Origin of the sequence: Rhodococcus sp. NPDC056506, from assembly GCF_042794945.1 — a bacterium.
Classification (GTDB): domain Bacteria; phylum Actinomycetota; class Actinomycetes; order Mycobacteriales; family Mycobacteriaceae; genus Rhodococcus_F.
Genome location: NZ_JBHTSW010000011.1, coordinates 104,372 through 127,863, shown reverse-complemented (window position 1 = coordinate 127,863; position 23,492 = coordinate 104,372). Strand labels below are relative to the sequence as shown.

22 protein-coding genes are annotated in these 23,492 nt (G+C 61.1%); 10 read left to right on the top strand and 12 right to left on the bottom strand.

Annotated features, from left to right (window positions below):
- Positions 1-123: 123 nt before the first annotated feature.
- Both ACFQ6H_RS12725 and ACFQ6H_RS12720 read left to right on the top strand, forming a co-directional pair.
- Complete coding sequence (locus ACFQ6H_RS12725) at positions 124-1,140, top strand: alpha/beta hydrolase (RefSeq protein WP_378646389.1); 1,017 nt, start codon at positions 124-126, stop codon at positions 1,138-1,140.
- A gap of 84 nt (positions 1,141-1,224) precedes the next feature.
- On the top strand, positions 1,225-3,276 hold the full coding sequence (locus ACFQ6H_RS12720) for a prolyl oligopeptidase family protein (RefSeq protein WP_378646387.1): 2,052 nt from the start codon (positions 1,225-1,227) through the stop codon (positions 3,274-3,276).
- Positions 3,277-3,280: 4 nt separating this feature from the next.
- On the opposite strand, the gene ACFQ6H_RS12715 is transcribed toward ACFQ6H_RS12720, so the two are convergent.
- Together ACFQ6H_RS12715 and ppk2 are read right to left on the bottom strand one after the other, a co-directional pair.
- Positions 3,281-4,114, bottom strand: a complete 834-nt coding sequence (locus tag ACFQ6H_RS12715) for an alpha/beta fold hydrolase (protein WP_378537389.1) — start codon at positions 4,112-4,114, stop codon at positions 3,281-3,283.
- Between the two features lie 51 nt (positions 4,115-4,165).
- On the bottom strand, positions 4,166-5,080 hold the full coding sequence (gene ppk2 / locus ACFQ6H_RS12710; protein ID WP_283567056.1) for a polyphosphate kinase 2: 915 nt from the start codon (positions 5,078-5,080) through the stop codon (positions 4,166-4,168).
- A 145-nt stretch (positions 5,081-5,225) separates the two neighbouring features.
- On the opposite strand from ppk2, the gene ACFQ6H_RS12705 reads away from it, so the two are divergent.
- On the top strand, positions 5,226-5,429 hold the full coding sequence (locus tag ACFQ6H_RS12705) for a PspC domain-containing protein (RefSeq protein ID WP_378549070.1): 204 nt from the start codon (positions 5,226-5,228) through the stop codon (positions 5,427-5,429).
- 93 nt (positions 5,430-5,522) lie between these two features.
- Here the strand turns inward: ACFQ6H_RS12705 and ACFQ6H_RS12700 are convergent, their stop codons facing one another.
- The 9 genes from ACFQ6H_RS12700 to ACFQ6H_RS12660 form a co-directional block, all read right to left on the bottom strand.
- Positions 5,523-5,666: a hypothetical protein gene (locus ACFQ6H_RS12700; RefSeq protein WP_003941503.1), complete on the bottom strand. Its 144-nt coding sequence runs from the start codon at positions 5,664-5,666 to the stop codon at positions 5,523-5,525.
- A 63-nt stretch (positions 5,667-5,729) separates the two neighbouring features.
- The gene (locus ACFQ6H_RS12695) at positions 5,730-5,915 is read right to left on the bottom strand and encodes a hypothetical protein (protein ID WP_223304379.1); all 186 of its coding nucleotides are present in this window, start codon (positions 5,913-5,915) and stop codon (positions 5,730-5,732) included.
- A 212-nt stretch (positions 5,916-6,127) separates the two neighbouring features.
- A complete protein-coding gene (locus ACFQ6H_RS12690; protein WP_378646384.1) occupies positions 6,128-7,573 on the bottom strand; it encodes a wax ester/triacylglycerol synthase domain-containing protein in 1,446 nt (481 codons plus the stop codon).
- Positions 7,574-7,709: 136 nt separating this feature from the next.
- Positions 7,710-9,170, bottom strand: coding sequence for a wax ester/triacylglycerol synthase domain-containing protein (locus ACFQ6H_RS12685; protein WP_378646382.1), 1,461 nt, complete (start codon positions 9,168-9,170; stop codon positions 7,710-7,712).
- Positions 9,171-10,038: 868 nt separating this feature from the next.
- Positions 10,039-10,170: a hypothetical protein gene (locus ACFQ6H_RS12680; RefSeq protein ID WP_255246887.1), complete on the bottom strand. Its 132-nt coding sequence runs from the start codon at positions 10,168-10,170 to the stop codon at positions 10,039-10,041.
- A gap of 714 nt (positions 10,171-10,884) precedes the next feature.
- Positions 10,885-11,583, bottom strand: coding sequence for a hypothetical protein (locus tag ACFQ6H_RS12675; protein ID WP_378646380.1), 699 nt, complete (start codon positions 11,581-11,583; stop codon positions 10,885-10,887).
- Between the two features lie 741 nt (positions 11,584-12,324).
- Positions 12,325-13,950 carry a chaperonin GroEL gene (gene groL, locus ACFQ6H_RS12670; RefSeq protein ID WP_003941476.1) on the bottom strand — a complete coding sequence of 542 codons (1,626 nt, stop codon included), beginning with the start codon at positions 13,948-13,950 and terminating at the stop codon, positions 12,325-12,327.
- A 273-nt stretch (positions 13,951-14,223) separates the two neighbouring features.
- The gene (locus ACFQ6H_RS12665; protein ID WP_019744475.1) at positions 14,224-14,781 is read right to left on the bottom strand and encodes a DUF6764 family protein; all 558 of its coding nucleotides are present in this window, start codon (positions 14,779-14,781) and stop codon (positions 14,224-14,226) included.
- An 81-nt stretch (positions 14,782-14,862) separates the two neighbouring features.
- Positions 14,863-15,648, bottom strand: coding sequence for an HAD-IIA family hydrolase (locus ACFQ6H_RS12660; RefSeq protein ID WP_003941506.1), 786 nt, complete (start codon positions 15,646-15,648; stop codon positions 14,863-14,865).
- 82 nt (positions 15,649-15,730) lie between these two features.
- On the opposite strand from ACFQ6H_RS12660, the gene ACFQ6H_RS12655 reads away from it, so the two are divergent.
- On the top strand, positions 15,731-16,876 hold the full coding sequence (locus ACFQ6H_RS12655; protein WP_378646378.1) for a PucR family transcriptional regulator: 1,146 nt from the start codon (positions 15,731-15,733) through the stop codon (positions 16,874-16,876).
- A gap of 155 nt (positions 16,877-17,031) precedes the next feature.
- A complete protein-coding gene (locus ACFQ6H_RS12650; protein ID WP_378646376.1) occupies positions 17,032-18,285 on the top strand; it encodes an NAD(P)/FAD-dependent oxidoreductase in 1,254 nt (417 codons plus the stop codon).
- Here the strand turns inward: ACFQ6H_RS12650 and ACFQ6H_RS12645 are convergent.
- Positions 18,257-19,648 carry an amino acid permease gene (locus ACFQ6H_RS12645; RefSeq protein ID WP_378646374.1) on the bottom strand — a complete coding sequence of 464 codons (1,392 nt, stop codon included), beginning with the start codon at positions 19,646-19,648 and terminating at the stop codon, positions 18,257-18,259. The genes ACFQ6H_RS12650 and ACFQ6H_RS12645 overlap by 29 nt on opposite strands.
- A 189-nt stretch (positions 19,649-19,837) precedes the next feature.
- On the opposite strand from ACFQ6H_RS12645, the gene ACFQ6H_RS12640 reads away from it, so the two are divergent.
- The 5 genes from ACFQ6H_RS12640 (at position 19,838) to ACFQ6H_RS12620 (ending at position 23,480) form a co-directional block, all read left to right on the top strand.
- The gene (locus ACFQ6H_RS12640) at positions 19,838-20,308 is read left to right on the top strand and encodes an SRPBCC family protein (protein ID WP_378646372.1); all 471 of its coding nucleotides are present in this window, start codon (positions 19,838-19,840) and stop codon (positions 20,306-20,308) included.
- 34 nt (positions 20,309-20,342) lie between these two features.
- On the top strand, positions 20,343-20,795 hold the full coding sequence (locus ACFQ6H_RS12635) for a hypothetical protein (RefSeq protein ID WP_378549050.1): 453 nt from the start codon (positions 20,343-20,345) through the stop codon (positions 20,793-20,795).
- On the top strand, positions 20,785-21,804 hold the full coding sequence (locus ACFQ6H_RS12630; protein WP_378646370.1) for a MerR family transcriptional regulator: 1,020 nt from the start codon (positions 20,785-20,787) through the stop codon (positions 21,802-21,804). The genes ACFQ6H_RS12635 and ACFQ6H_RS12630 overlap by 11 nt, the downstream gene beginning before the upstream one ends.
- A gap of 72 nt (positions 21,805-21,876) precedes the next feature.
- Positions 21,877-22,590 (top strand): phosphatidylserine decarboxylase, encoded by a 714-nt coding sequence (locus tag ACFQ6H_RS12625; RefSeq protein WP_378646368.1) that lies wholly within the window; start codon positions 21,877-21,879, stop codon positions 22,588-22,590.
- Between the two features lie 59 nt (positions 22,591-22,649).
- Positions 22,650-23,480 carry a phosphatidylcholine/phosphatidylserine synthase gene (locus ACFQ6H_RS12620; RefSeq protein ID WP_029254795.1) on the top strand — a complete coding sequence of 277 codons (831 nt, stop codon included), beginning with the start codon at positions 22,650-22,652 and terminating at the stop codon, positions 23,478-23,480.
- The last annotated feature ends 12 nt before the right edge of the window (positions 23,481-23,492 follow it).

Here is a 23,492-nt window from a genome sequence, read left to right as displayed (position 1 = left end):
GTCACTTTCTGCGCCCGCTCTGCTTTACTGACACATAACAAAAGTGAACCTGTTCCAGTAAGGGCTCACAGGCACTTCGATCCGTTCCGGATCCGAAGACATTCAGGTGGAGGATCCGAACGTATGCGTGCTCGAATTTTCAAGCGTGGCAGTGTGATCGCAGCTCTCGCAGCGGCCACGGTGCTGCCGATGTTGATCGGTCCGGCGACGGCTTCTGCGGGCGGTGACACATCCGGATCGCACGTCGTGAGCAACACCAAGACCGGCGACCGCAAGGTCACCATCTCGGTCTTCTCCCCGGCGATGGATCGCAACATCCCGCTCGAGGTCATCCTCCCAGCGGATAGCAGTGAACCCCGCCCGACGCTCTACCTGCTCAACGGGGCAGGCGGCGGCGAAGACTCGGCGACCTGGCAACGCAAGACCGACGTCATGAACTTCTTCCAGGACAAGAACGTCAACGTCGTCACTCCGCTCGAAGGCGCATTCAGCTACTACACCGACTGGGTGAACGACGACCCGGTTCTCGGTCGCCAGAAGTGGCAGACGTTCCTGACCAAGGAACTCCCGCCCGTCATCGACGCCGAGTTCAACACCAACAAGGTCCAGTCGATCTCCGCGATCTCCATGACCGCCACGTCGGTCCTCAACCTCGCCATCGCAGCTCCCGGCCTCTACAAGGGCGTCGGCGCGTACAGCGGATGCGCCGAGACCAGCACTCCCGTCGGTCAGAGTGCGATCGAACTTGTCACAGGTACCCGCGGCGGAGCTGACATCACCAACATGTGGGGCCCGCTCGACGGACAGGGCTGGAAGGACAATGATCCGGTCCTCAACGCCGAGAAGCTCCGCGGCACCGAGCTCTACGTCTCCACCGGCTCCGGACTCCCCGGCCCACACGACACTCTCGCCAACCCCGCGATCAACGGTCAGGTCGGTGCGCTCGCCAACCAGGCGATCGTCGGCGGCGTCATCGAGGCAGCGGTCAACTACTGCACCCACAACCTCGCCTACCGCCTGAGCGACCTGAAGATCCCGGCCACCTTCGACTTCAAGCCGACCGGCACCCACTCTTGGGGCTACTGGCAGGACGATCTCCACAACTCCTGGCCGATGCTCGCTCACTCCCTGGGCGTCTGACTCGATTCGTTCTCACTCGACCCCGCTCCGGTGTTTCGGGAGCGGGGTCGAGTGCTGTCGGGAGCGAGCAGTAAGAATGGACGTATGACTTCCGATCAGCAGCCCACCACCGGCGACGACCCCTACCTCTGGCTCGAAGACGTGACCGGTGAGTCTGCACTCGATTGGGTCCGTCAGCACAATGCCGTGACCGAGGAGCAGCTCACCGACAACGAGCGCTTCGATCGACTGCAGAGCGACGTGCGCGAGATCCTCGACACCGACGCGCGAATCCCCTACGTTCGCCGTCGCGGTGAGTTCCTCTACAACTTCTGGCGAGACAGCACCCACGTTCGCGGATTGTGGCGACGCACGACGTTCGATCAGTACGTCACCGACGACCCGGAATGGGACGTCCTGGTCGACCTCGACGCCCTGGCCGAGGCCGAGGGCGAGAACTGGGTCTGGAAGGGCACGCAACTTCTACGGCCACACCGCAACCGTGCATTGATCAGCCTCTCCCGCGGTGGGGCAGACGCGGCGGTCGTTCGCGAGTTCGACATCGACAAGCGCGAGTTCCTCGCTCCCGAGGGCGAGAATCCCGGTTTCTACCTTCCCGAGGCCAAGACCGACATCGACTGGATCGACATCGATACCGTCTACGTCGGAACGGATATCGGCCCGGGGTCGCTCACCGATTCCGGATATCCCCGTCTGGCCCAGCGGTGGAAGCGCGGCACTCCCCTCTCCAGCGCCGAGACCGTCTACGAGGGCCAGGCCACGGACGTGGCCATCTCGGCTTCGCACGATCCGACGCCCGGGTTCGAACGGGACTTCGTCACTCGCTCGGTCGATTTCTACAACTCTCAGCATTTCGAAGTTCGCCCCGACGGTGAACTCGTGCTCGTGGACGTCCCCGAGGATGCCGGGATCTCGATTCACCACGAGTGGTTGTTGATCCGCACCAAATCCGTGTGGGTAGTCGAGGGCACTGAATATCCGACCGGCGCACTGCTTGCCATCCGCTACGACGATTTCCTTGCCGGCTCACGGGCACTGACATCGATCTTCCAACCCGACGCACATTCCTCACTCGAGCACTACACCTGGACACGCGATCATCTGATTCTCGTGGTACTCACCGACGTCCGCACCACGCTGCGCATCCTGACACCGGGCGAAAATGGCTGGGAGGACCGGCCTTTCGAAGGGCTCCCAGAACTGACCAGTATCGAAATTCTCGACACCGACCCTGATGTCAGCAATGAATACTTCGTCAACTCGAGTGGATACACCTCCCCTGCAACTCTTTTGCACGGCGTGATCGGCGAAACCGAACCCACTGCCCTCAAGCAGGCTCCCTCGTTCTTCGACGCCGAGGGCATCACCACGGAGCAGTTCTTCGCCACCTCTGCCGACGGCACCCAAGTTCCGTACTTCGTGGTGCGCAGTCCGCGTAGCGAGCCCGGCCCTACCCTGCTCTACGGGTACGGCGGATTCGAGATCTCGCTGACGCCGTCGTACAGCGGTTCTCTGGGCCGTGCCTGGCTGACGCAGGGCGGAACCTATGTGGTTGCGAACATTCGTGGCGGCGGCGAGTACGGACCCGGTTGGCACACACAGGTTCTCAAGGCCGGGCGCCACAAGGTGCACGAAGACTTTGCTGCCGTCGCGAGAGACCTCGTCGATCGCGGAATCACGACACCGGATCTTCTGGCAGCTCAGGGCGGAAGCAACGGCGGCCTGCTGATGGGCATCATGCTGACCAAATACCCCGAACTCTTCGGCGCCATCGTCTGCCAGGTCCCGCTGCTGGACATGCGCCGATTCCATCTCCTGCTGGCCGGCGCGTCCTGGATGGCCGAATACGGTGACCCCGATGTCCCGGAGGAGTGGGCATTCATCTCGGAGTACTCGCCGTATCAGAACATCGACGCAGCCGCGTCGTACCCACCGATCCTGATCGCGACATCCACCCGCGACGACCGCGTCCACCCCGCGCATGCCCGCAAGATGGCCGCACGGCTGGAAGAGCTGGGCAAGCCGGTGCTGTATTTCGAGAACATCGAGGGTGGCCACGGCGGCGCCGCGGACAATGCTCAGCTGGCCTTCAAGACTGCGCTGACCTACGAGTTCCTCTGGCAGAAACTCGGCTGATCTTTCAGCGGTCGCGCAACCACGCGACGACGCGCTCGCTCACAGCGGTGGGATTGCGTATCCAACCGTTGTGACCGAGTGGTTCGTCGATGTGCGTCATCGTCACCTGGGCCCCGGAGAGCTTGTCCACCAGGTTCTTTGCCGACCGGCGCGGAGCGAGATCGTCCCCTTCGATCGTGATCGACAGAACCGGCAAGGTCAGGCGAGCGATCCGCTCCTCGTAGTCGATATCCGCACCGACGGGTTCCATGCGACCGGTCCTGGCGAACCGGGCCCAATCGGTGATCAGTACCTTCGACTGTCGACCGAAGCCGCCCACGTTGACCCGGTCTCCCGGCCAGAAACCAGCGATGTTGGCCGTCACCGACATCGCGGACGCACCCAGATAGAGTCCGGGCGCACGGATTCCGGGGAATCCGCGGTGATACGGCGATCCGGACGCAACCAGGATCAAACCGCCGAGCCGGCCCCGAATCCTCGACGCGTACATGACCCCGATCTGGCCGCCCATGCTGTGCCCCATCAGAAATGGCGTGCTGGCCGGAAACCGCTCGCGCACCACCTCGAACGTCGCCGGACAATCGATCGAGACCAGTTCCTGATATCCGAAAGCGCTCGACGCGCTCGGGCGCGGTTTGCTGTCACCTTGGCCGCGCAGTTCACCGATGGCCGCATTGAAGCCGGCTTCGACCAGGGCCTGCGCCACCGGATCGTAGAACCCGGCGGGAACTCCGAGCCCTGGCAACATCACCACCACGGGTGCGTCGTCGTTCGGTCCGGGAAACAGACGGATCGGGGTCACGGTGCCGTCAGGGAGTTGGATCGGTACGGTCTCCATTCAACTCACACTAACCACCCACGCCGCGGATGGGCAGAGCCCACGCGCCGACTATTCGAGGCTTCCCACGATCAGCGGATCCGGAGTACCCACGATCTCGTAATCCTTGTTGTCGTAATCGAACTGACTGAGCACGTGACGCATCGCGTTTATCCGCGCGCGTTTCTTGTCGTTGCTCTTGATGACGGTCCACGGAGCGGTGGCGGTATCGGTGAACCGGATCATCTCTTCCTTCGCCGCCGTGTACGCATCCCACTTGTCCAGAGAAGCGATGTCCATCGGCGAAAGCTTCCACTGCCGCACGGGATCGACCTGTCTGATCGCGAACCGCGTGCGCTGCTCGAGCGGTGAAACCGAGAACCAGAACTTGATCAAGCTGATGCCGTCGTCGACGAGCATCTGCTCGAACAACGGCACTTGGCGCAGAAAACGCTCGTGCTCCTCGTCGGTGCAGAAACCCATGACCCGCTCGACCCCGGCCCGGTTGTACCAAGACCGATCGAACATCACCAGTTCCCCGGCTGCGGGAAGGTGCTGCACATAGCGCTGGAAGTACCACTGCGTCGACTCGCGAGCCGACGGCTTCTCCAATGCGACGACGCGAGCGCCTCGAGGATTGAGGTGCTCCATGAATCGTTTGATCGTTCCGCCCTTGCCGGCAGCGTCGCGTCCTTCGAACACGATGGCGTGCCGTGCGCCGGTTTCCTTCGACCAGTTCTGCAGCTTGAGGAGTTCGATCTGCAGCAGACGCTTGGACATTTCGTACTCGTCCCGAGGCATCCGTGCGTCGTACGGGTAGCCCTCCCGCCAGGTGTCGACCTCGAAACCCTCCGGCGACGTCAGCAGCACCGGATCGTCGTCGTCATTGTCGTCGACGGTGAAGGCGGCGGTGTCGGCCAGATCGACGGCGGTCGAGAGATCCGCGAAGGCGCTGAGGAACGGTCGGCGTTCTGCTAAATCGGTCACCGCCGACAAGTTAGTCTCCCGCAGCAACTGTTCGGTGAAGCTGGGATGAACTACCGGGGTATGACACGGCGGCCTCAAAAGATCAGGGTGCAGATGGGGGTCGTCCCCGATGGTGCGCGGCGCCATCTCGCTTCAGAATTGAAGCATGACATTCGAAAGCAACACACCTCGCCCCTTCATTCGTTCCAACGACAAGAAAATGTTCGCCGGAGTGTGCGGCGGAATTGCAGATTACTTCGGCGCCGACGTAAATCTTGTCCGTCTACTCGCCGTTATTGCCGCTATTTGCACGGGCGGAACCGCGGCTTTGGTATATCTCGCCGCCTGGATGCTCATGCCGTTAGGTTGAGAATTCCGGCAATTGACATGGCGAGAATTACGCGCCGACAAAAGGTATTTCGGGGCCTACGCGCCAACACGAGCAGGCCCCGAAATCAACAATCTACTTGGCGGCCTTCAACTCTCCACCGCTGAGCGCAGCGAGGGCCTCGAGGCCCTTGACGGCCAGGCCACTGACGCTGCCCAACCCCTGACCGATGATCGCACCGACTGAGCCGGCAGCGTCCATGACAGATCCTTCAAGCATGACGTTCTCCTTTAGATGTTCAGTGGTTCACTTGGGACGAGCAAATGACGCCGATCAGAAAACTCAGGGAACGACAGGCGGCGTAAAGCTGAGGGTGTCGAGAGATCCGAAGATTCCACCGGCGGTGTCAGCCAGTGAACCGAAGAGGTTTGCACCGACATTGTCCAATCCCAGCAGCATTGTCAGCAAAGCCTGCATCGGTGCACCGTCCCCATTCGGACCACCGAGAATATCCATCAACGAACCCATGTTCAGCTCCTCGCGTAGGTGATTCTTTTTACCGTCGGTGACGATTATCGAACCAGTCCGGCGGTAGACACTCGACGTGTCGACAGTCACATTAATCCGCGAGATAACGACTCGACACCATTACGGACAATTACCTTAATTAGGATGAATTCGACAGAAATTTCCCGAACACAAATCGTCGATTCACCACAAGTTCCGACGCAAGTTGCTCTTTATCGTTCGACTACCTCACGATTTTGGTCAGAAACTGCCTGCAGAAGCGTCGTGAACCCCACCTGCAACAATTCGATGTAGTGCTCGATATCAGGCATCGTCTCTCGCGAGACGATGACATTGAGCGTCAGAGAACCTCCACGCGCGGCAATGAGGAAGTGGCGCAGAATGTCTCCGTCGACCGGCGCCTGCCCGCCGAGAACTGCCACCGCCGGCGCACCTTCGAAGACATTGCCGTCGACTGATACCGGGACATTGCTGATCGTCGTGTTCTGAATGACCTTGTGCGAAGGGTCCAGCTTGTTGAGCCGACGCGAGAGACCGGTGAGTCTGAGCAGAGCCGCAGGCGAGGTTTCGATGCGCGTGCCGTAACGACGGACGGCTGGGTGCGCACTCCGCTCCTTTGCCATCAGCGCCGAATCCCTGATCAGTGTCAGCCGCTCGACCGGATCTTCGACGTCCGTGTGCAGATCGACCGTCAACAGCGCCAGTTGGTTGGCCGACTCCCATTCGGCTATCTTCCGCATCGATCGAGGAACCATCGCCGCCAACCCACTGGCCGACTTCTCGCCCTTCTCCGACAGGTATGCGTCGAGAGCACCGGCGACGACGGTCAGGAAGATGTCGTTGACCGTCACGTCCGGAACGGCCGCTCGGATCGCTTTGATGTCTGCGCCGTCCAACGTCAGGAAATCGATCGTGATGTCTCCGCCCAGCACGCCGTTGAATCGGGTCGGTAGGCGGTCGGCCGAGTACGTAGGTAGCTCTCCGGCCTCTTCCGCCTCCCGAACCGTCTCGGCTGCAACCTTTGTCACGGACAGACCCCGGCCGAAACGGATCGCCTGGCCGGGCAAACCGACGACCGTGCGCCCGATCAAATCCAGCGACGAAAGCCCCGAACCGGCACGCTTCGTCTCCGGCTTCGGCGGACCGGAGAACAGAAGGTTGGTCAGATCGCGGATCGCCAGACCGTCACCGGCCCCGTGGTGGGTCTTGAGCATGATCAGCGTCAGATTGCCCGGTAGCTCGTCGATCCCGTGCACGCCGGTCATGACGTGCAACTCCCAGGGCGGCCGGGACAGGTCCATCGGCTCCCCGAGCGAGCGCCCGAGCAATTCACGAACCGGCGCCCACCCGGCAACAGGGGCACGATGGACGTGCACGTGATCATCGACGTCGAAATCGGCCGGGACCCAATAGGGATAGTCCAGATCCAGCGGAACTCGCTGGAGGCGACTCGTGAACAGTGGCCAGTACCCGAATCTTTCGGTGATCCACCGAACCGCGTCGTCGTGCGTCATCTCTGCGAGCGCATGGCCCGTCGTGTCGAAGAAGTAGGCGCAGACCAAGTGGCTCAGATGTCCGCCGGACTCGTTGTAGACGAACTCCGCGTCTCGCGGTCCCATCTGAGATACCGCGGCTGGCAACGAGTTCCGAAAGATCATGCATGCCCCTCAATTCCGACGCTGAACGAATGTCCGAATTGTAGCGAGCTGACATGCAGATCCTCTGGGTTCTGCTCGGAATCGTTGGGTATCACCGGATCCAGCAATCGGTAAAGGTGCCTGCGATTCCGATCGATCAGGAAGCAACCTCTTGGTCAGGTGAATCCGCAGTCTGCATCGCGGCTGCCGCCGCCAAATCATCGAAACTTGCTCGCAGTAGTTCGATGTAATGCTGGAGATCGGGCATGGTCGCGGTATCCGCGATGACGTTGAGGGTCAGTCCCCCACCTGCTGCGGCGACCATGAAATGCCGTAGCCCGTCGCCGTCAACCGGGGGCTGGGTTGCCAGCACGGCTGCACCCGGTGCACCGTTCAGCGTCAGCCCTTCAACAGAGAGCGGAATATTGCTCACCATTGTGTGCTGGTAGCGGGGACGAGTGACATCGTGGGAATTCCTACTTCTCGCAAAAGCAATGAATCTCAGCAGGAATGCCGGCGCCGTTTCGATCGCGGCGTCCACACGACGAGTGGCAGGGTGGGAAGTGCGTACCTTTTCCGAACGCGAGGATTCCGCGATGAGTGCCAATCGTTCCAGCGGCGCTGCAACGGACGTGTGCATATCGACTGACAAGGTCACCAGTTGATTGGCAGACTGCCACTCCTCGACCTTGCGCATCGAGCGAGGCACCATTGCCACCAAGGATCCCCCTGGCGGCTCACCATTTTCTGTCAGATACCGCGACAGCGCACCACCGACGATCGCCAGGAGAACATCGTTGACAGTGGCGCCTGGAACCGCGTGTTTGACCCCACCGATTACGGCACCGGGAAGGGTCAATTGCTGCAGCGTTCCCGATCCGCTGACTTTGCCGTTGAACCTGGTAGCCGGACGTTCGTTGAGGCTCTCGACCCATTCACCGGCCGATTGGGCCGCGTTCGCACTTCGTTGAGCAGCGCGATTCCCTGGAACGCTCCGGGCGAATCTGAACATCTGGCTGGGAATACTCGCCAACGATTCGAGGAGTACACGCACCTTCAATAGTCGAGGTACTGGAACGTGTCGGGCGACTCGCTCTTTGCCCGAGAAGATGGATTCACCCAACATCCGGATTGCTATCCCATCCGCTGCGCTGTGGTGAGACTTGAGCACTACGGCGGTCAGCCTCCCGTCCAGATCGTCGAGACCTTCGATTCCGTTGAAGAAGTGCAACTCCCATGGCGGACGGGTCAAGTCCATCCGTGAAGTCATCAAAGCACTCAAAGGCTTCTCGAGTGACGCCCAACCAGGCTCCGTGAGGTCTGTGACGTGTACGTGGTCACGGATGTCGAAGTCATTGACTGGCATCCAGTACGGATGATCGAGTCCGAGCGGGATACGACCTACCTTGTGGGTGAACATGCGATGGTGGCCGAGCCGTGCGGTCACCCATTCGACTGCTTGCTCGCGCGAGAACTCCGACTCAGGGCGCTGAGAAGTATCGAAGAAATACACCCCTATCAAATGCCCCAGATGGCCGTCCGCCTCGTTGTAGATGAAATCGGCATCACGCGGGCTCAACCGCGCCAACTGCACCGCAAATTTGCTGGGCAATCGCATCGACACTACCTCGTCTCACTGCATCGGTAATCGTGACCGGAACTCGAAACCGAATGATCCCCGAGGCGTACGTCAGCCTCGGGGATCATTCGGACTCGGTGGCGTATTCCAATTCAGACTCCACCAAGAATTTCCTACTTCGGATTCTGAAGCATCTTGCTTCCGGCGGAGGTGAGGCCCGCTGTGTCGATAACCCATTGCACGATCGAAGTCAGGTATCTTTCAAGCATTGTGCATTTCCTTTCATCACACTGGGAAGGACGAAAGCGCGTTCAGGTATTTCCCGATCGTGCCCACGAGATCAACCGACCCGAAACTGACGAGATCGGACAGGTACGTCAATGATCCGTTCAACATTTCTTTCTCCTCTTCGGATTAGGTGCCGGCTATGGAGCCGAGGCCGGATTGGATCGATCCGGCTGACGCAGCGGATCCTGTGACACCCAGTTCAATGAAAGAAGAGATAGCTGCGAAAACTCCCTCGATAATTCCCTTGAGAGCCGCCAAAGGCAACTGGACCGAGTTCGCGTCAATACTGCCGACCGCGTCGATCAAACTTGCTGTATCCACTGTACTTCCACACTCCTTGGAATTCGTTCGTTCGGGTTTTGAAAAGAAAAACAGCGGAGTCCATCAGATCTGCGTGGCCGTTATCCAAACACGCGGGTCTTGACGATTCCGAATTACGGCAGAGGGGGAACCTGCCACCCCAGGTCGATCGACGACATTATCGGCGCGAAAATGATGCCCGCAATGACCGACTTGATCAACCCTCCCATTTCGCCTTCGAGCACATCAGCGACCGATCCCAAACTACCCATCATTCACTCCCACTGTCAGAAAGATCCTCGGAAATTGAAACTATCGATCAGCTGAGTTCGATAGCGGATACCAACGAGCCTGTGCCGGCCTCTACGCCCGGCAGCATCGACCCGCTCCATGTGTTGGCCAGCAGATCGGTGAACAATTGCGCAGTCGCTTGGAGGAACATGACGATCATACTGATTCCCACCCTTTCGTAGGTCTTGGTTTACTCATAGGACGATTACATCGGACCACTTGCAGTAGCCCACAAAGAACTGGTCCGAGCAGCAAAGAGAAAGATTTTGCAAACCAGGTAACCGATATTCTTCGGGGCGTACGCGCCCTTTCCGCGGCTGTGGGGTGACATCAAGGTAGTGCAGAAGAGCCCGATTTGGGGAACTTTCGGCTAAACATTTTGAAGCTTTCTGAAACCTGTTCCATTTTTGCAGGTCGCGGGCCCGAGCCGGCCACAATTTCTACTGAAATCCATCAACACCCCGCACTCAATAGCTTCGGCAACGCGGCACTACACACTGCAACGTATCTGCCGACGAGGGCAATCGATCTGTCTACCAAAACCGTTCGACTACGCAATCCGAAGGTGAAACATCCCGCGAAAGTACTAGTACTAGAGGACGTTTCAACTCCGACGCACCGACAAAAGTGCTAGCTCTCAACCATCCGAGTCCGAACGGCTATGACTGCCAATAAGATTGAATCCACGTTGCTGGATCACCAAATGATCTGAGCACAGGAATGTCTGTGGAGGAAACCAAGTCCACAGCCGCGCACCACAGCTGACCGAGAGACGTGACCGCCTGTGCCAATTTGCACGGACGGCCACGTTCTCGCCGCATATCACCGCCGCGACCAACTAGACGAATTCACGACGGAGGCAGAGAATCCAATGTTAGTGAAGCGTGCCGGCGCCCGCATTGAGTGCCGGGTAACTTCCAACCGCCCCCGTGATGTCGTCAGACGGAACACAAGAGGTAGATGCACTGACTGGAATCACAACGGCTACTCCGTTCGCCTTGAAGCTGAAGTAGTTATTCGCAAAGTTACCGAACTCGGCTGCGGTTCCCGAAGTAGAGAGTTTTACATCGAACACCGGAGACGTCGTCACAACGGTGATCTGAGGTGCCTTGAATGTCGTGCTCGGGCCGACTCCAAACTTCCCAAGAGTAATAATTCCGCCTGAAGCCGAAACAGTAGGACTACCCGAACTGATATTCGTACCCGAACTCGTCTTGGTCGCACTTGTCAACGTCGCGGTATTGTACGAGAGCTTGTACTGAATATCACTCAATCCCTTGAAAGTATAACCTGGGAACGAGCTCGGCGTAGTCTGGTCCCCGAATTGGATTGTGTAGGTATTCGGCTGACCGGCCGGCGCAACGACCGTGTGGTCAACGGTGACAGAAAGGTTTTCCAACTGCGCAACATTTCCAGGTGAACCGGCCCAACACGCGTTCTTAAAGCTTGTTGTCGTGGGCCCCGCTGTTGCCGACGCCGGAGCAACGGCCGCGAACACCAAACCTGCTGATGCAGCTACAGCTGCGAGACCAATCGTAGTACTTCGCGCCAGTGATACAGTCATGTTCTTCACTCCTATTTCCTCGTAAGGCGGTTTGATCGAACTGCCTGTCCGACGCGGTTACGCTCGCAGCGTTCCGTGTCGTCAGTTCCCCCTACCCGCGGATATCCCGGGTGGAAGTCATCGACTCATAGCCGAGTCAGATATGGCAACAGATGCAGTCATCCACTCCGAGCCTTTAATCAACACGCAGTGGATCCATTCATTAAACTCACCTGTATCGTGAAGAATTTAACAACAATATTAGATAAGCTTCACCATCCGGCCGAAGACGCCAGAGATAAATATTCCATTATGCGCTGAGCAACGAATCGTTCCCGCAATATTTCAATCACGATTTCGGGAAATTGAAATTTGCAACCCATAGAAAATAGTACTTGTACACACCAAAAGGCGTAGACATGAAGCCATCTGCTTCGATACATTTCAATTGCTTCAGACCGAAACTTTCCTCCTCGATGCGCAATACTGTAACCCAGATCACTGCAACATGTATCAGTTTTGTGAAGATTGTCGGAAATATTCTATTTTGGTTGCATTTTTCCACCAAAAGAACTAGTTGATTTCACACTAAAGCCTTACTTAGTTCAATCATTTGTTGAATATGTTGGCACTAAAGTTTTAGCACTAAAGAACTTGTCCAACGGTCGTGAACCGATGCGATTGACCGCCGTTAGGATGCCGTCTCCAGACAAGCAAAAGCCCGGCCCACCGAATGGTGGGCCGGGCTCTAGGAGCTAGGTGGAGATGGACTCAGAAGTCCATGCCGCCCATGCCGCCGGTCGGATCGCCTGCAGGCGCTCCGGCCTTCTCGGGCTTGTCAGCGACAACGGCTTCGGTCGTCAGGAACAGAGCCGCGATGGACGCTGCGTTCTGCAGTGCCGAGCGGGTGACCTTGACCGGGTCGTTGATGCCTGCAGCGAGCAGGTCGCCGTACTCGTTGGTCGCAGCGTTGAGGCCGTGACCTGCGGGCAGGTTGGAGACCTTGTCCGCAACAACGCCGGGCTCGAGGCCTGCGTTGAATGCGATCTGCTTGAGCGGAGCGGACAGTGCAACGCGAACGATGTTCGCGCCGGTTGCCTCGTCACCTTCGAGCTTGAGGTCGTCCAATGCGGGAGCTGCCTGGAGAAGTGCAACGCCACCGCCGGCGACGATGCCCTCTTCGACAGCTGCCTTTGCGTTACGCACTGCATCTTCGATGCGGTGCTTGCGCTCCTTGAGCTCGACCTCGGTAGCAGCGCCGGCCTTGATGACTGCAACGCCGCCGGCCAGCTTGGCCAGACGTTCCTGCAGCTTCTCACGGTCGTAATCCGAGTCGCTGTTCTCGATCTCGGCGCGGATCTGGCTGACACGACCGGCGATTGCGTCGGCATCGCCGGCACCCTCGACGATGGTGGTCTCGTCCTTGGTGATGACGACCTTGCGTGCCTGGCCGAGGAGCTCGAGGCCTGCGGTCTCCAAGGAGAGTCCGACCTCTTCGCTGATGACCTCGCCACCGGTGAGGATGGCGATGTCGGCGAGCTGAGCCTTACGACGGTCACCGAAGCCGGGAGCCTTGACGGCAACAGACTTGAAGGTGCCACGGATCTTGTTGACCACGAGGGTGGAGAGAGCTTCGCCCTCGACGTCCTCGGCGATGATCAGGAGCGGCTTGCCGGACTGGATGACCTTCTCCAGCAGGGGCAGCAGGTCCTTGACCGTGGAGATCTTGGAGCTGACGAGCAGGATGTACGCGTCTTCGAGGACGGCTTCCTGACGCTCTGCATCGGTGGCGAAGTACGCCGAGATGTAGCCCTTGTCGAAGCGCATGCCCTCGGTGAGCTCGAGCTGCAGGCCGAAGGTGTTGGACTCCTCGACCGTGATGACGCCTTCCTTGCCGACCTTGTCCATAGCCTCGGCGATGAGCTCACCGATGGACGGGTCGCCGGCGGAAATACCGGCGGTAGCAGCGATCTGCTCCTTGGTGTCGATCTCCTTGGCGGTCTCGAGCAGGCGAGCTGTGACAGCCTCGACAGCCTTCTCGATGCCGCGCTTGAGGCCGAGCGGGTTCGCGCCGGCTGCGACGTTGCGCAGGCCTTCACGGACCAGAGCCTGTGCGAGAACGGTAGCGGTGGTGGTGCCGTCGCCAGCGACGTCGTCAGTCTTCTTGGCGACCTCCTTGACGAGCTCGGCGCCGATCTTCTCGTACGGGTCGTCGAGTTCGATCTCCTTGGCGATGGAAACACCATCGTTGGTGATCGTGGGGGCGCCCCACTTCTTTTCGAGAACGACGTTGCGACCCTTGGGGCCCAACGTCACCTTGACAGCGTCGGCGAGGGCGTTGAGGCCTCGCTCGAGGCCACGACGTGCCTCTTCGTCGAACGCGATGATCTTTGCCATTGCGAAGTGATCCTCCGGATAGGGGGTGACACACAAGGTGACCGCTCGTCGGGTCACCTCATCGGCACAAGGCGACCGTTTGACCAGTCACCTCATTACACGGGCGACCGATTTGCCTGGTCACCCATCTACGCCTGTGGTCTAGTCAGTGCCCGCGACGGACGACCGGGGGTGTCTATGGTTCCCGGTCTCACTGCCTCGACCTGGCACTCACGGTTCGCGAGTGCCAACTGCATTTTTAGCACTCGAGCGTGCCGAGTGCAAGGTTGAGCCTCAGCCCGCGATGCAGAACTGTCCGTTACTCAAATTGACCGCAAACGAGAGCACTCCGACGCAGTCGACGCCGTTGGCATCGGCCGTAGCGCCCGCTCCGTAACCGGCGATAGCGAAGGTGACGTTTCCGTCAGCCGCCCCGGCCCGCGCGATACCGCCGCCGAGCGCAAATGCCTGCGCCTGACCGTTACCGCGAGAAGCCCCCAGCGCGGTTCCGAAGCCGTTTGCATATGAATTGGAGTAGCCGTTGTCGGCGGCGACGCTCACAGCGGTACCGCTCTCGGCAGCACCGGCCTGCGAACGGCCGGCTCCGACGGACTGCGCGCCGCAGCTCGCGGTCTCGGAGACCTGGATGTCATTGGCCGACGGCGGCGAGACACACGTGACGGGGGCTGCCGAAGCAGCTCCCGCACCGGTCAGCGCCAGCCCGGCGGCGAGCCCCATACCTACAGTCATCACAGCCCCTGTTCTCGCCAGGCGGCCCCCCAACCGACTACTGGAAATTCCGCTGACTCGAGAGGATGAGCGACGGAACCAGACTGACGAGATCAAGGGCATAGAATACTCCTTCGTGGAACAGGTTCATTGGATTCGGGCGCGAGAGTACCCGCTCGAGTGAAGTCCGTCACCCCCGGCTGGTCAAGCCTCGAGGACGACCCCGAGAAGGGCCGGAAGATCGGCGACCGAATCGATGACGTGGTCGGGCTTCTGAACCGAGAGGTCGAGCACTGTTTGCCGAAACTTGCCTGTGCGCACCAGAACTCCGGTCAAGCCGACTCGTTGTGAGGAGAGGACGTCCCCGATCAGATCGTCGCCGACCATCACCGTCGCCTCCGGTTCGACATGCATCAGCTCCGTGGCTGTCAGGAACCCCGTGAGAGACGGTTTACCCACTGCGGCGATATTTACACCTGCCACTTCCTCGAAGCCCGGCAAGTACGTTCCCGTGTCGATCCGAAGGCCGTCTACGGTCTCCCACATCATCCCGCGGTGCATCGCGACGACGGGCACACCGGCGAGCAGAAGTTCGAGCACTCGGCTCAGCGCCTCGTGGGTGAACTCCGGGCCGGCGCCGCCGAGAATCACGACCTCCGGATCGGCGTCGTCGAATTCGATTCCCTCGAGATCGGCAGACACGTCACCGTGATTGAGGACCCACGCCCGCGCGTCCGGATACGTCGCCCGCACGTACTCCCCCGTGAGCCTGGCGGCAGTAACTATCTGGCTCGCCTCGACCTCGATACCGGCGTCGCACAACCCCTGCGCGATGAGCGTCGAACTGCGCGAGGTTGTGTTGGTCAGAAACCCACAGGCCAATCCCCGCCGCCGAACTTCGCGTACTGCTTCCCCTGCTCCCTCGATCGGCTGCCAGGACGTGAGCAGGACTCCGTCGATATCGAACAGAACACCTTCGATGTCGGCCATTGCACCAGCCTATATTCGCCATCGAGGTCCTGCCGAGGCGTCGTAACCCGAAATCCGTCGATCGCTCAGTAGGCTCCCACCCATGGACCTGCGCGACGACGACCTCTTCTCCGTTGCCGGTTCTCTGGCCGAATTACTCGGCGCTCCCGTCACGATCGAGGACGAGAACTCGACTGTCCTCGCGTACTCCGGCGGCGAGCAGGCCGTGGACGAAGCTCGCATCGGCACGATCCTCGGCCGGCAGGTACCCAGCCGATTCCGCCAATTACTCTCCGACGCAGGAGTATTCGATCGCCTCCACCGAGAGAGCGATCCCATCTACGTCGACCTCGAAGACCCTGCGATCACGCCGCGACTGGTCATCGCAGTTCGCGAGAACGATCACCCCGTCGGCTCGATCTGGGTCGCACTCGCCGGAACACCGACGCCCACACAGGAATCTATACTTCGTTCCGCGGTATCCGTCGTGGCCGAGAGAATCGCCTCGGAGCGTGACCGGGTCGACAGCACACGCCGTCGCCAATCCCAGCGCGTCCAAGCTCTGATCGGCGGTGGTGAACCAGCTTTCCGCGCCGCAGACGACTTGCGGTTGGCAGGCCCGCTCACCGTCGTCGCCGTCGGAACAGTCGCGGGACCACTGCCGGCGGGGTTGGTCGCGTCCTTGAGCCTGTACCTCGACACTCTGGCCGTCGACGCCGTTGCCGCTCAACTGTCCGAGACCATCTACCTTGTCATCGCGGCCGACGAGACCAACGCTCGCCGATTGTCCGCCGACTTCCTCACCCGCGCCCGTGGCCGCGAATTCCTGGCAGTAGCCGTCGGCCGGACAGTGAAGTCTGCAAGCGAATCACATCTTTCACGTTCGGACGCCGACCATGTTCTCGGAGCGCTTCGTCATGGCCGGTCCGGCGGAACCGTCGCGGGAATGAGGGACACGTTGGCCTCTGTACTCGCGCTGCACGTCGCCGACATCATCGACGGACTCGGCGACGCCACGCCGCTCGGGAGCCTCGAACGTCACGACTCTCAGCACGGCAGCGATCTGGTCGCGACGGCAAAGGCCTTTCTCGAGCACGGCGGTGACGTAGCGAATTCTTCTGCCGCACTGCATGTTCACACCAACACACTCCGCAACCGCTTGCGCCGAGGCAAGGAGATGTGCGGCGTCGACCTGACCGATGCCGACACCCGCTTGATTCTGATGCTGCAGTTCAAACTCGCTCGCTGAGCAGGCGCGGCTGCGCGTTGTGCGAATCCACAACGAGGTAGCTCCGACGATGGCCGAACGGCCAGTCCTTTTGCCAGCCCCGCGATTCATGCTTGAGACAGACCCGGATGTGACCGGCGTCTCGGTTCGAGCAGAGTCTGTAGAAGGAGTGCGTCATGGGAACTCGTCAGAGCCCCGATCGTGTGGTCGTGGTCGGTGCGGGTGTTGTCGGATTGTCGACGGCCTGGTTCTTGCAGGAACGTGGAGTCGAGGTCACCGTCGTCGATCGCGACGGCGTCGCAGCCGACGCGAGCTGGGGCAACGCCGGTTGGCTAGCCCCCGCATTGACGCTTCCGCTGCCCGAACCCGCAGTGCTCCAATACGGCTTGCGCGCGATGCTCAGCCCGTCGTCCCCGGTGTACGTGCCACTGACCACCGATCTGAAGCTGATTCGGTTCCTGGTCGGGTTCGCGCGCCACTGCACGCCGTCGAAGTGGCAGGAAGCGATGTCGGTCTACACCGAGGTCAACCGAACAGCCTTGGGCGCGTACGACGAACTCGCCGACGGTGGCGTCAAAGAGCTGACCCGCCTGGCCGATCCTTTCCTCGCCGCGTTTGCGTCCGAGAAGGACCGACAGACTTTGGTGGACGAGTTCCATCACGTCGAGGCCGCGGGCGGCGAGGTCGACTTCGACCTCCTCGACTACGACGCGATTCATTCGCTCGAGCCTTCACTCGGCCAGGGTGTGAAAGCCGGTTTGCGTCTGCGTAATCAGCGTTTCATCGATCCCCCGTTGTTCGTGAACTCGTTGGCGGACGCGGTTCGTGAACGCGGTGGAGAAATCGTCAGCGGTTTCGACGTCACGCAGATCGACGATCGGGTCGGCGGAGTCACTGTTCGCAGTGCACACGGTGATTCACGCGACGGCGACGCCGTGGTCATCTCGAGCGGTGCCCGCTTGAACAAGCTCGCCGCACCGTTCGGTGTGCGCAAACTGGTGCAGGCCGGACGCGGCTACAGCTTCAGCGTCAAGCCCGAGCACCTCCCTAAGAATCCTGTGTATTTCCCCACCCAGCGCGTTGCGTGCACTCCGTTGCACGATCGCTTCCGAGTGGCCGGGATGATGGAATTCCGCAGCCCCGACGCGCCGTTGGATCCGCGCCGCGTGCAGGCGATCGTCGATGCGGCCAAGCCGATGCTCAGCGGCATCGACTGGACTGCGCGGGAAGAGGAATGGGTGGGCTCACGACCGTGCACTACCGACGGCTTGCCGTTGATCGGAGCCACGCGCTCGCCGCGCGTGCACGTCGCCGGTGGTCACGGGATGTGGGGAATCGCCCTGGGTCCGTTGACCGGAAAGATGGTGGCCGACTCGATGACCGGTGCTCAGACGCCGACCGTCATGCGTCACTTCGATCCGCTGCGCTGACAGCCGGTTTCACCCACTTGTAGTACGCGCCCGTCAGCAGAACCAGCCATCCGGCACCGACGAGCAGCGCAACTCGGGTATCGGCGATGACGCCGAGCAACACGATGACAAAAGCCAGGAACACGATCGCGAAGATCTGACCGTACGGCCACAGCGGCACTGGAAATTTCAGTGCCGCTGTTTCGTCTGCACTCATCTGAGCGCGGGAACGGAACTGCGAGAGCAGGATCATGATCCAGACGAAAATGGTGGCGAAGGTCGCCAGCGAGGCGATGACGAGGAACACCTGGTCCGGGATCAGGTAGTTGAGCAGTACTCCCACCAGCAGGGCACCGGTCATGATGACAACGGTCATCCACGGAACACCGTTGGCGGAGACTCTCTTCATCACCTGCGGGGCCTGGCCGGCATGCGACATTCCGAACATCATGCGACCCGCACCGAAAACGTCGCTGTTGATGGCGGACAGGGCCGCGGTGATGACGACAATGTTGAGGATCGATGCGGCCGTTCCCAATCCGAGGTTCTCGAAGATCTGGACGAACGGGCTGTTGTCGGAGTTGATGGTCTGCCACGGAATGATCGCCATGATGACGGCGAGGGTGCAGATGTAGAAAAGAATGATGCGCACCGGGACCGTGTTGACGGCTTTCCTGATGGTCTGCGCCGGATCCTCGGCTTCGCCCGCGGTGATACCGATGATCTCGGTGCCACCGAACGCGAACATGACGATCGCGAAGCACGCGACGAATCCGCCGAAGCCCGTCGCGAAGAACCCGCCGTCCGACCAGAGGTGGCTGATTCCGGCATCGGTGTCGTGAACGCCGAATCCGAACACGATGATCGCGATGCCACCGGCGATCATCGCAATGATGGCAGTGATCTTCACGAGCGTGAACCAGAATTCCAGTTCACCGAAAACCTTGACGCTCAACAGGTTTATCGCGCCGATGAAGAAGACGACAGCCAGAATCCAGATCCATCTCGGTACGTCCGGGAACCAGAATTGCATGTAAAGACCGAAGGCGGTGACGTCGGCGAGGCACACGATCACCATCTCGAACGTGTACGTCCACCCGGTCATGAAACCGGCGAGTGGTCCGAGGTGCTTGTTCGCGTACTCGCTGAACGAACCCGAGACCGGGTTGCGGACCGCCATCTCGCCGAGCGCTCGCAACACCAGGTAGACCGCGATGCCGCCGATCAGGTAGGCCAGGAGCACCGACGGGCCGGCTCGTTTGATGGCCTCGGCGCTGCCGTAGAACAGTCCGGTTCCGATGGCTGATCCGAGGGCGATGAAGCGGATGTGGCGCGCTGTCAGCCCTCGCTTGAGGCCATCCTGCGTCGCGGCGTCGCTGTTCACTTCTCGGTACTCCAGTCGGATGGATCGTCATACGTGCGCGAACCATTGTCCGCTACCACCGCGCGTGTTCCCGCACGACCCTGTTGGACGGCCGTACAGTGACCTGACACACATGGTCCATTGACGGATCGCTTACGATCGACAAAAGTGTTTGTAACTTTACGTAGCATCAACTCGACTGGAGAGACTGTGTCCAACACGCTCGAAGCAAGCATCGACATCGACGCATCACCGCAGGACGTGTGGGCAATCGTCGCCGACCTGCAGCGCATGGGCGAATGGAGCCCCCAGTGCAAGGTGATGAAGGTAATCGGCGGGACCGTGCGTGAGGGTGCCAAGACGATCAACGTCAACCGCAAGGGCCTGCTGGTCTGGCCGACGTCGTCGAAGGTTGTTCGCTTCGAACCGAACAAGTCGGTGGCGTTCCGTATCGCGGAGAACCGCACGATCTGGTCCTACGAACTCGAGCCGACCGCTACGGGCACCAAGGTGACCGAGCGTCGCGAGGCTCCCACCGGAACGTCGAAGGTCTCGCAGTTCCTCGTCAAGACCGTGTTCGGCGGGAACGACGACTTCGAGGTCGATCTGGTCGAAGGCATGAACGCCACCTTGAAGCGTGTGAAGAGCGAAGCCGAGGCGGCTGCACGCACCTCCGCTTGACCCTCGACCAGGTCGAGGCATCAGGATCCGTTCCATGGATCCCGTGATGACACAGATAGCGCAGGCACAAGAATTGGCGAGCTCCGGCGATCGAGCCGGGGCTCGCTCTGCGTTCGAGAAGGTGTGGGAAGAGATCAGCGCCGCCCCAGACGCGCTCCACATCGTCTCCCTCGCGCACTACATGGCCGACGTTCAAGACGATCCCGCTCTGGAGCTCTGCTGGGACCTGCGCGCCCTCGACGCTGCCGATTCGTTGACCGAGGCGCGAGCTCAGGAACACCATGCGTCACTGCAGGTTGCCGGTTTCTATCCGTCCCTGCACCTCAACCTGGCTGCCGACTACCGCAAACTCGGACGCGACGCCGAGGCCGTCGAGCATCTGACGAAGGCCGAGGCGTCGGTCGGCGCCCTCGCCGACGACGGCTACGGCCGGATGATCAGGGGCGGTATCGAGCGACTGCGGGCAGAATTGATCCGTGACCACTAGTTCCGCCCTCCTGACGATCGGCGAGATGTCCCGGGCGTCGGCGCTCCCGATCAGCGCGCTGCGGTTCTACGACAAGGAAGGCGTGCTCGTCCCGCATTCCGTCGATCCGCACACCGGTTACCGCTGGTACACCGACGACCAGCTCCGCAACGCCCGCGTGATCGCCGGTATGCGACGCGTCGGTGTTCCGATCCGCGACATGATGGCCGTCCTGACCGGACCGGAACCTCATTCGTGCCTGAACGCCCATCTGCGCAATCTCGAGGACGGCCTCGCCGACGCCCGCGCCGAACTCGAGAGAATCCACCGCCTGATCGACTCGCTACCTGCCTCCGGCGGCGTGGAGATCGACTCCTGGGATCTACGACGCGCACTCGACGCCGTGATGTTCGCCGTGAACGAGGAATCGGAGTTCCCGATACTTCGCGGCGTCCACCTCGACATTCACGACGGCGTCGCTGCGTTTGTCACCACTGATCAGTTCCGGCTCGCGGTCGCCGAGGTGAAAGTTCACTCCGCTCTGGCAGTGTCCGCCGTCGTTCCCGTGGCCTTCGCGCGATTGTTACGCGATGTCGCCGGCGTCGTGACGCTGACTTTCTCCGCGCGCACGGTGACTGCGTCGTATCCAGGAGGTGAAGTGTCCAGTCCCCTGATCGAGGACGGAGAGTTCCCCGATCACCGAATCCTGCGCGAGCACCACAACGCCGTCGAACTGAGCGGCGACCACCTTGCCGCCCTGCTCAACGGCACCGAGGACAGTGCCGTCGTCAGCGTCGGCGAAGACGGTGGTGCCCGGGTGGATCCGGGTGGAATGGATCCCCGGGAGAGGTTCCGCGTACTGGTCGACCGGCAGCGACTGCGCGACGCCGCCGCAGCCCAACCGGGGCGGCAACTGGTGATCCGAGTAAGCGGTGCGACGCTCCCGCTGGCGATACGCACCGGCGACTGTGTCGGGTACTACTCGTACTTGATGCCACTACAGCCTGTAGGAGAGAAGGCGTTCACGTAATCTATGGATGCTCTACCACCCCGTACTGTCAGTGCGACCAGCAGAAGACCTACCGAGTAGTTAGAGGAGCCTGTGGCACGCCGACCCACACCCCCCGGAACCCCGCAACCCACCGGGATCGGACATCTCGTCGATCTGGTTCGCCATGCGATTCCGCCACTTCATCCCGCCGGCCTGCCGTTCGTGCTGGCCCCGCTGGGAGTTGCAGCACTGGGCCGCAACCGTAAGTGGGTGCGCCGAGCCGGTCTGACCACCGCCGCCGCATGCGCCACGTTCTTCCGTCACCCGCACCGGGTGCCGCCCAACCGCATCGGCGTCGTCGTCGCACCCGCCGACGGCGAGGTGGCTCTGGTCGACAACGCCGTTCCGCCCGCCGAGCTCAATCTCGGAAGCGAACCGCGCCCCCGCGTCAGCATCTTCCTGTCGGTTCTCGACGTGCATGTCCAGCGCAGCCCTGTCGGTGGAACGGTCAAAGAGGTCGTTCACCAGGCAGGCAAGTTCCTCTCCGCAGATCTCGCCGATGCCAGCGAGGTCAACGAGCGCAACAGCATGCTCATCGAAACCGCCGACGGTCACGACGTGGCAGTTGTCCAGATCGCGGGACTGCTCGCGCGCCGCATCGTCTGCTACGCCGGTGTCGGTGACGTACTGCCGATCGGCGACACGTACGGACTGATCCGTTTCGGCTCACGCGTCGACACGTATTTCCCCGCCGGAACCACTCTCCTGGTCGAGCCGGGACAACGCACGATCGGTGCTGAAACAGTTATCGCGCAACTGCCGTGAAGACGCCGAAGATGAAGTCAGCCGTGAAGAAGCCGGGAGCAGCCCAACCCGGCGCGAAGATGCCCAAACGCACCCAGGCGGTGCGGTTGCTGCCGTCCGTCATCACCATCCTGGCGCTGTGCGCCGGGCTGTCCGCCGTCAAGTTCGCTCTCGACGGTCAGCCCGGTACCTCGCTCGCGATGATCGGCGCCGCAGCCGTCCTCGATTCACTCGACGGCCGCATCGCGCGACTGCTCGACGCCACCAGCAAGATCGGCGCCGAACTCGACTCACTGGCCGACTCCATCTCCTTCGGCGTCGCCCCGGCCCTGGTCCTGTACGTGACCTTGCTGGACGGCACCAGCATCGGCTGGATCATCGCGTTGATCTACGCGGTCAGCATCGTGTTGCGACTCGCACGTTTCAACACCCTGCTCGACGACGACGACGTCCCCGCGTACGCACGTGAGTACTTCGTCGGCGTGCCGGCTCCGGCCGGCGCACTCATCGCCCTCACTCCCCTGGCCGCGACGGCTCAGTGGGGTGACGGCTGGTGGTCTTCGCACTTCGTCGTCATCGTGTGGACGCTCTTCTCGGCTGCACTGATCGTCAGCCGCATCCCGACGCTGGCGATGAAGTCGGTATCCGTGCCGCCGCACATGGCGGCCGGCCTGCTCGTCCTGGTGACGTTGGCTGCGGCCGCACTGATCACCTACCCGTACATCCTGCTGATCGTTCTCATCGCGATCTACCTGGTGCACATCCCGTTTGCCGTGCACTCGAAGCGGTGGGTGGCAGCACGTCCCGAAACCTGGGACATCAAGCCTTCCGAACGCCGCGCGATCCGACGCCAACCCAACGTCGGTGGCCGCCGCTCGGCCGCTCGTCTCGGATTGCGGCGACCCCGCTAGTCCACGACGTAC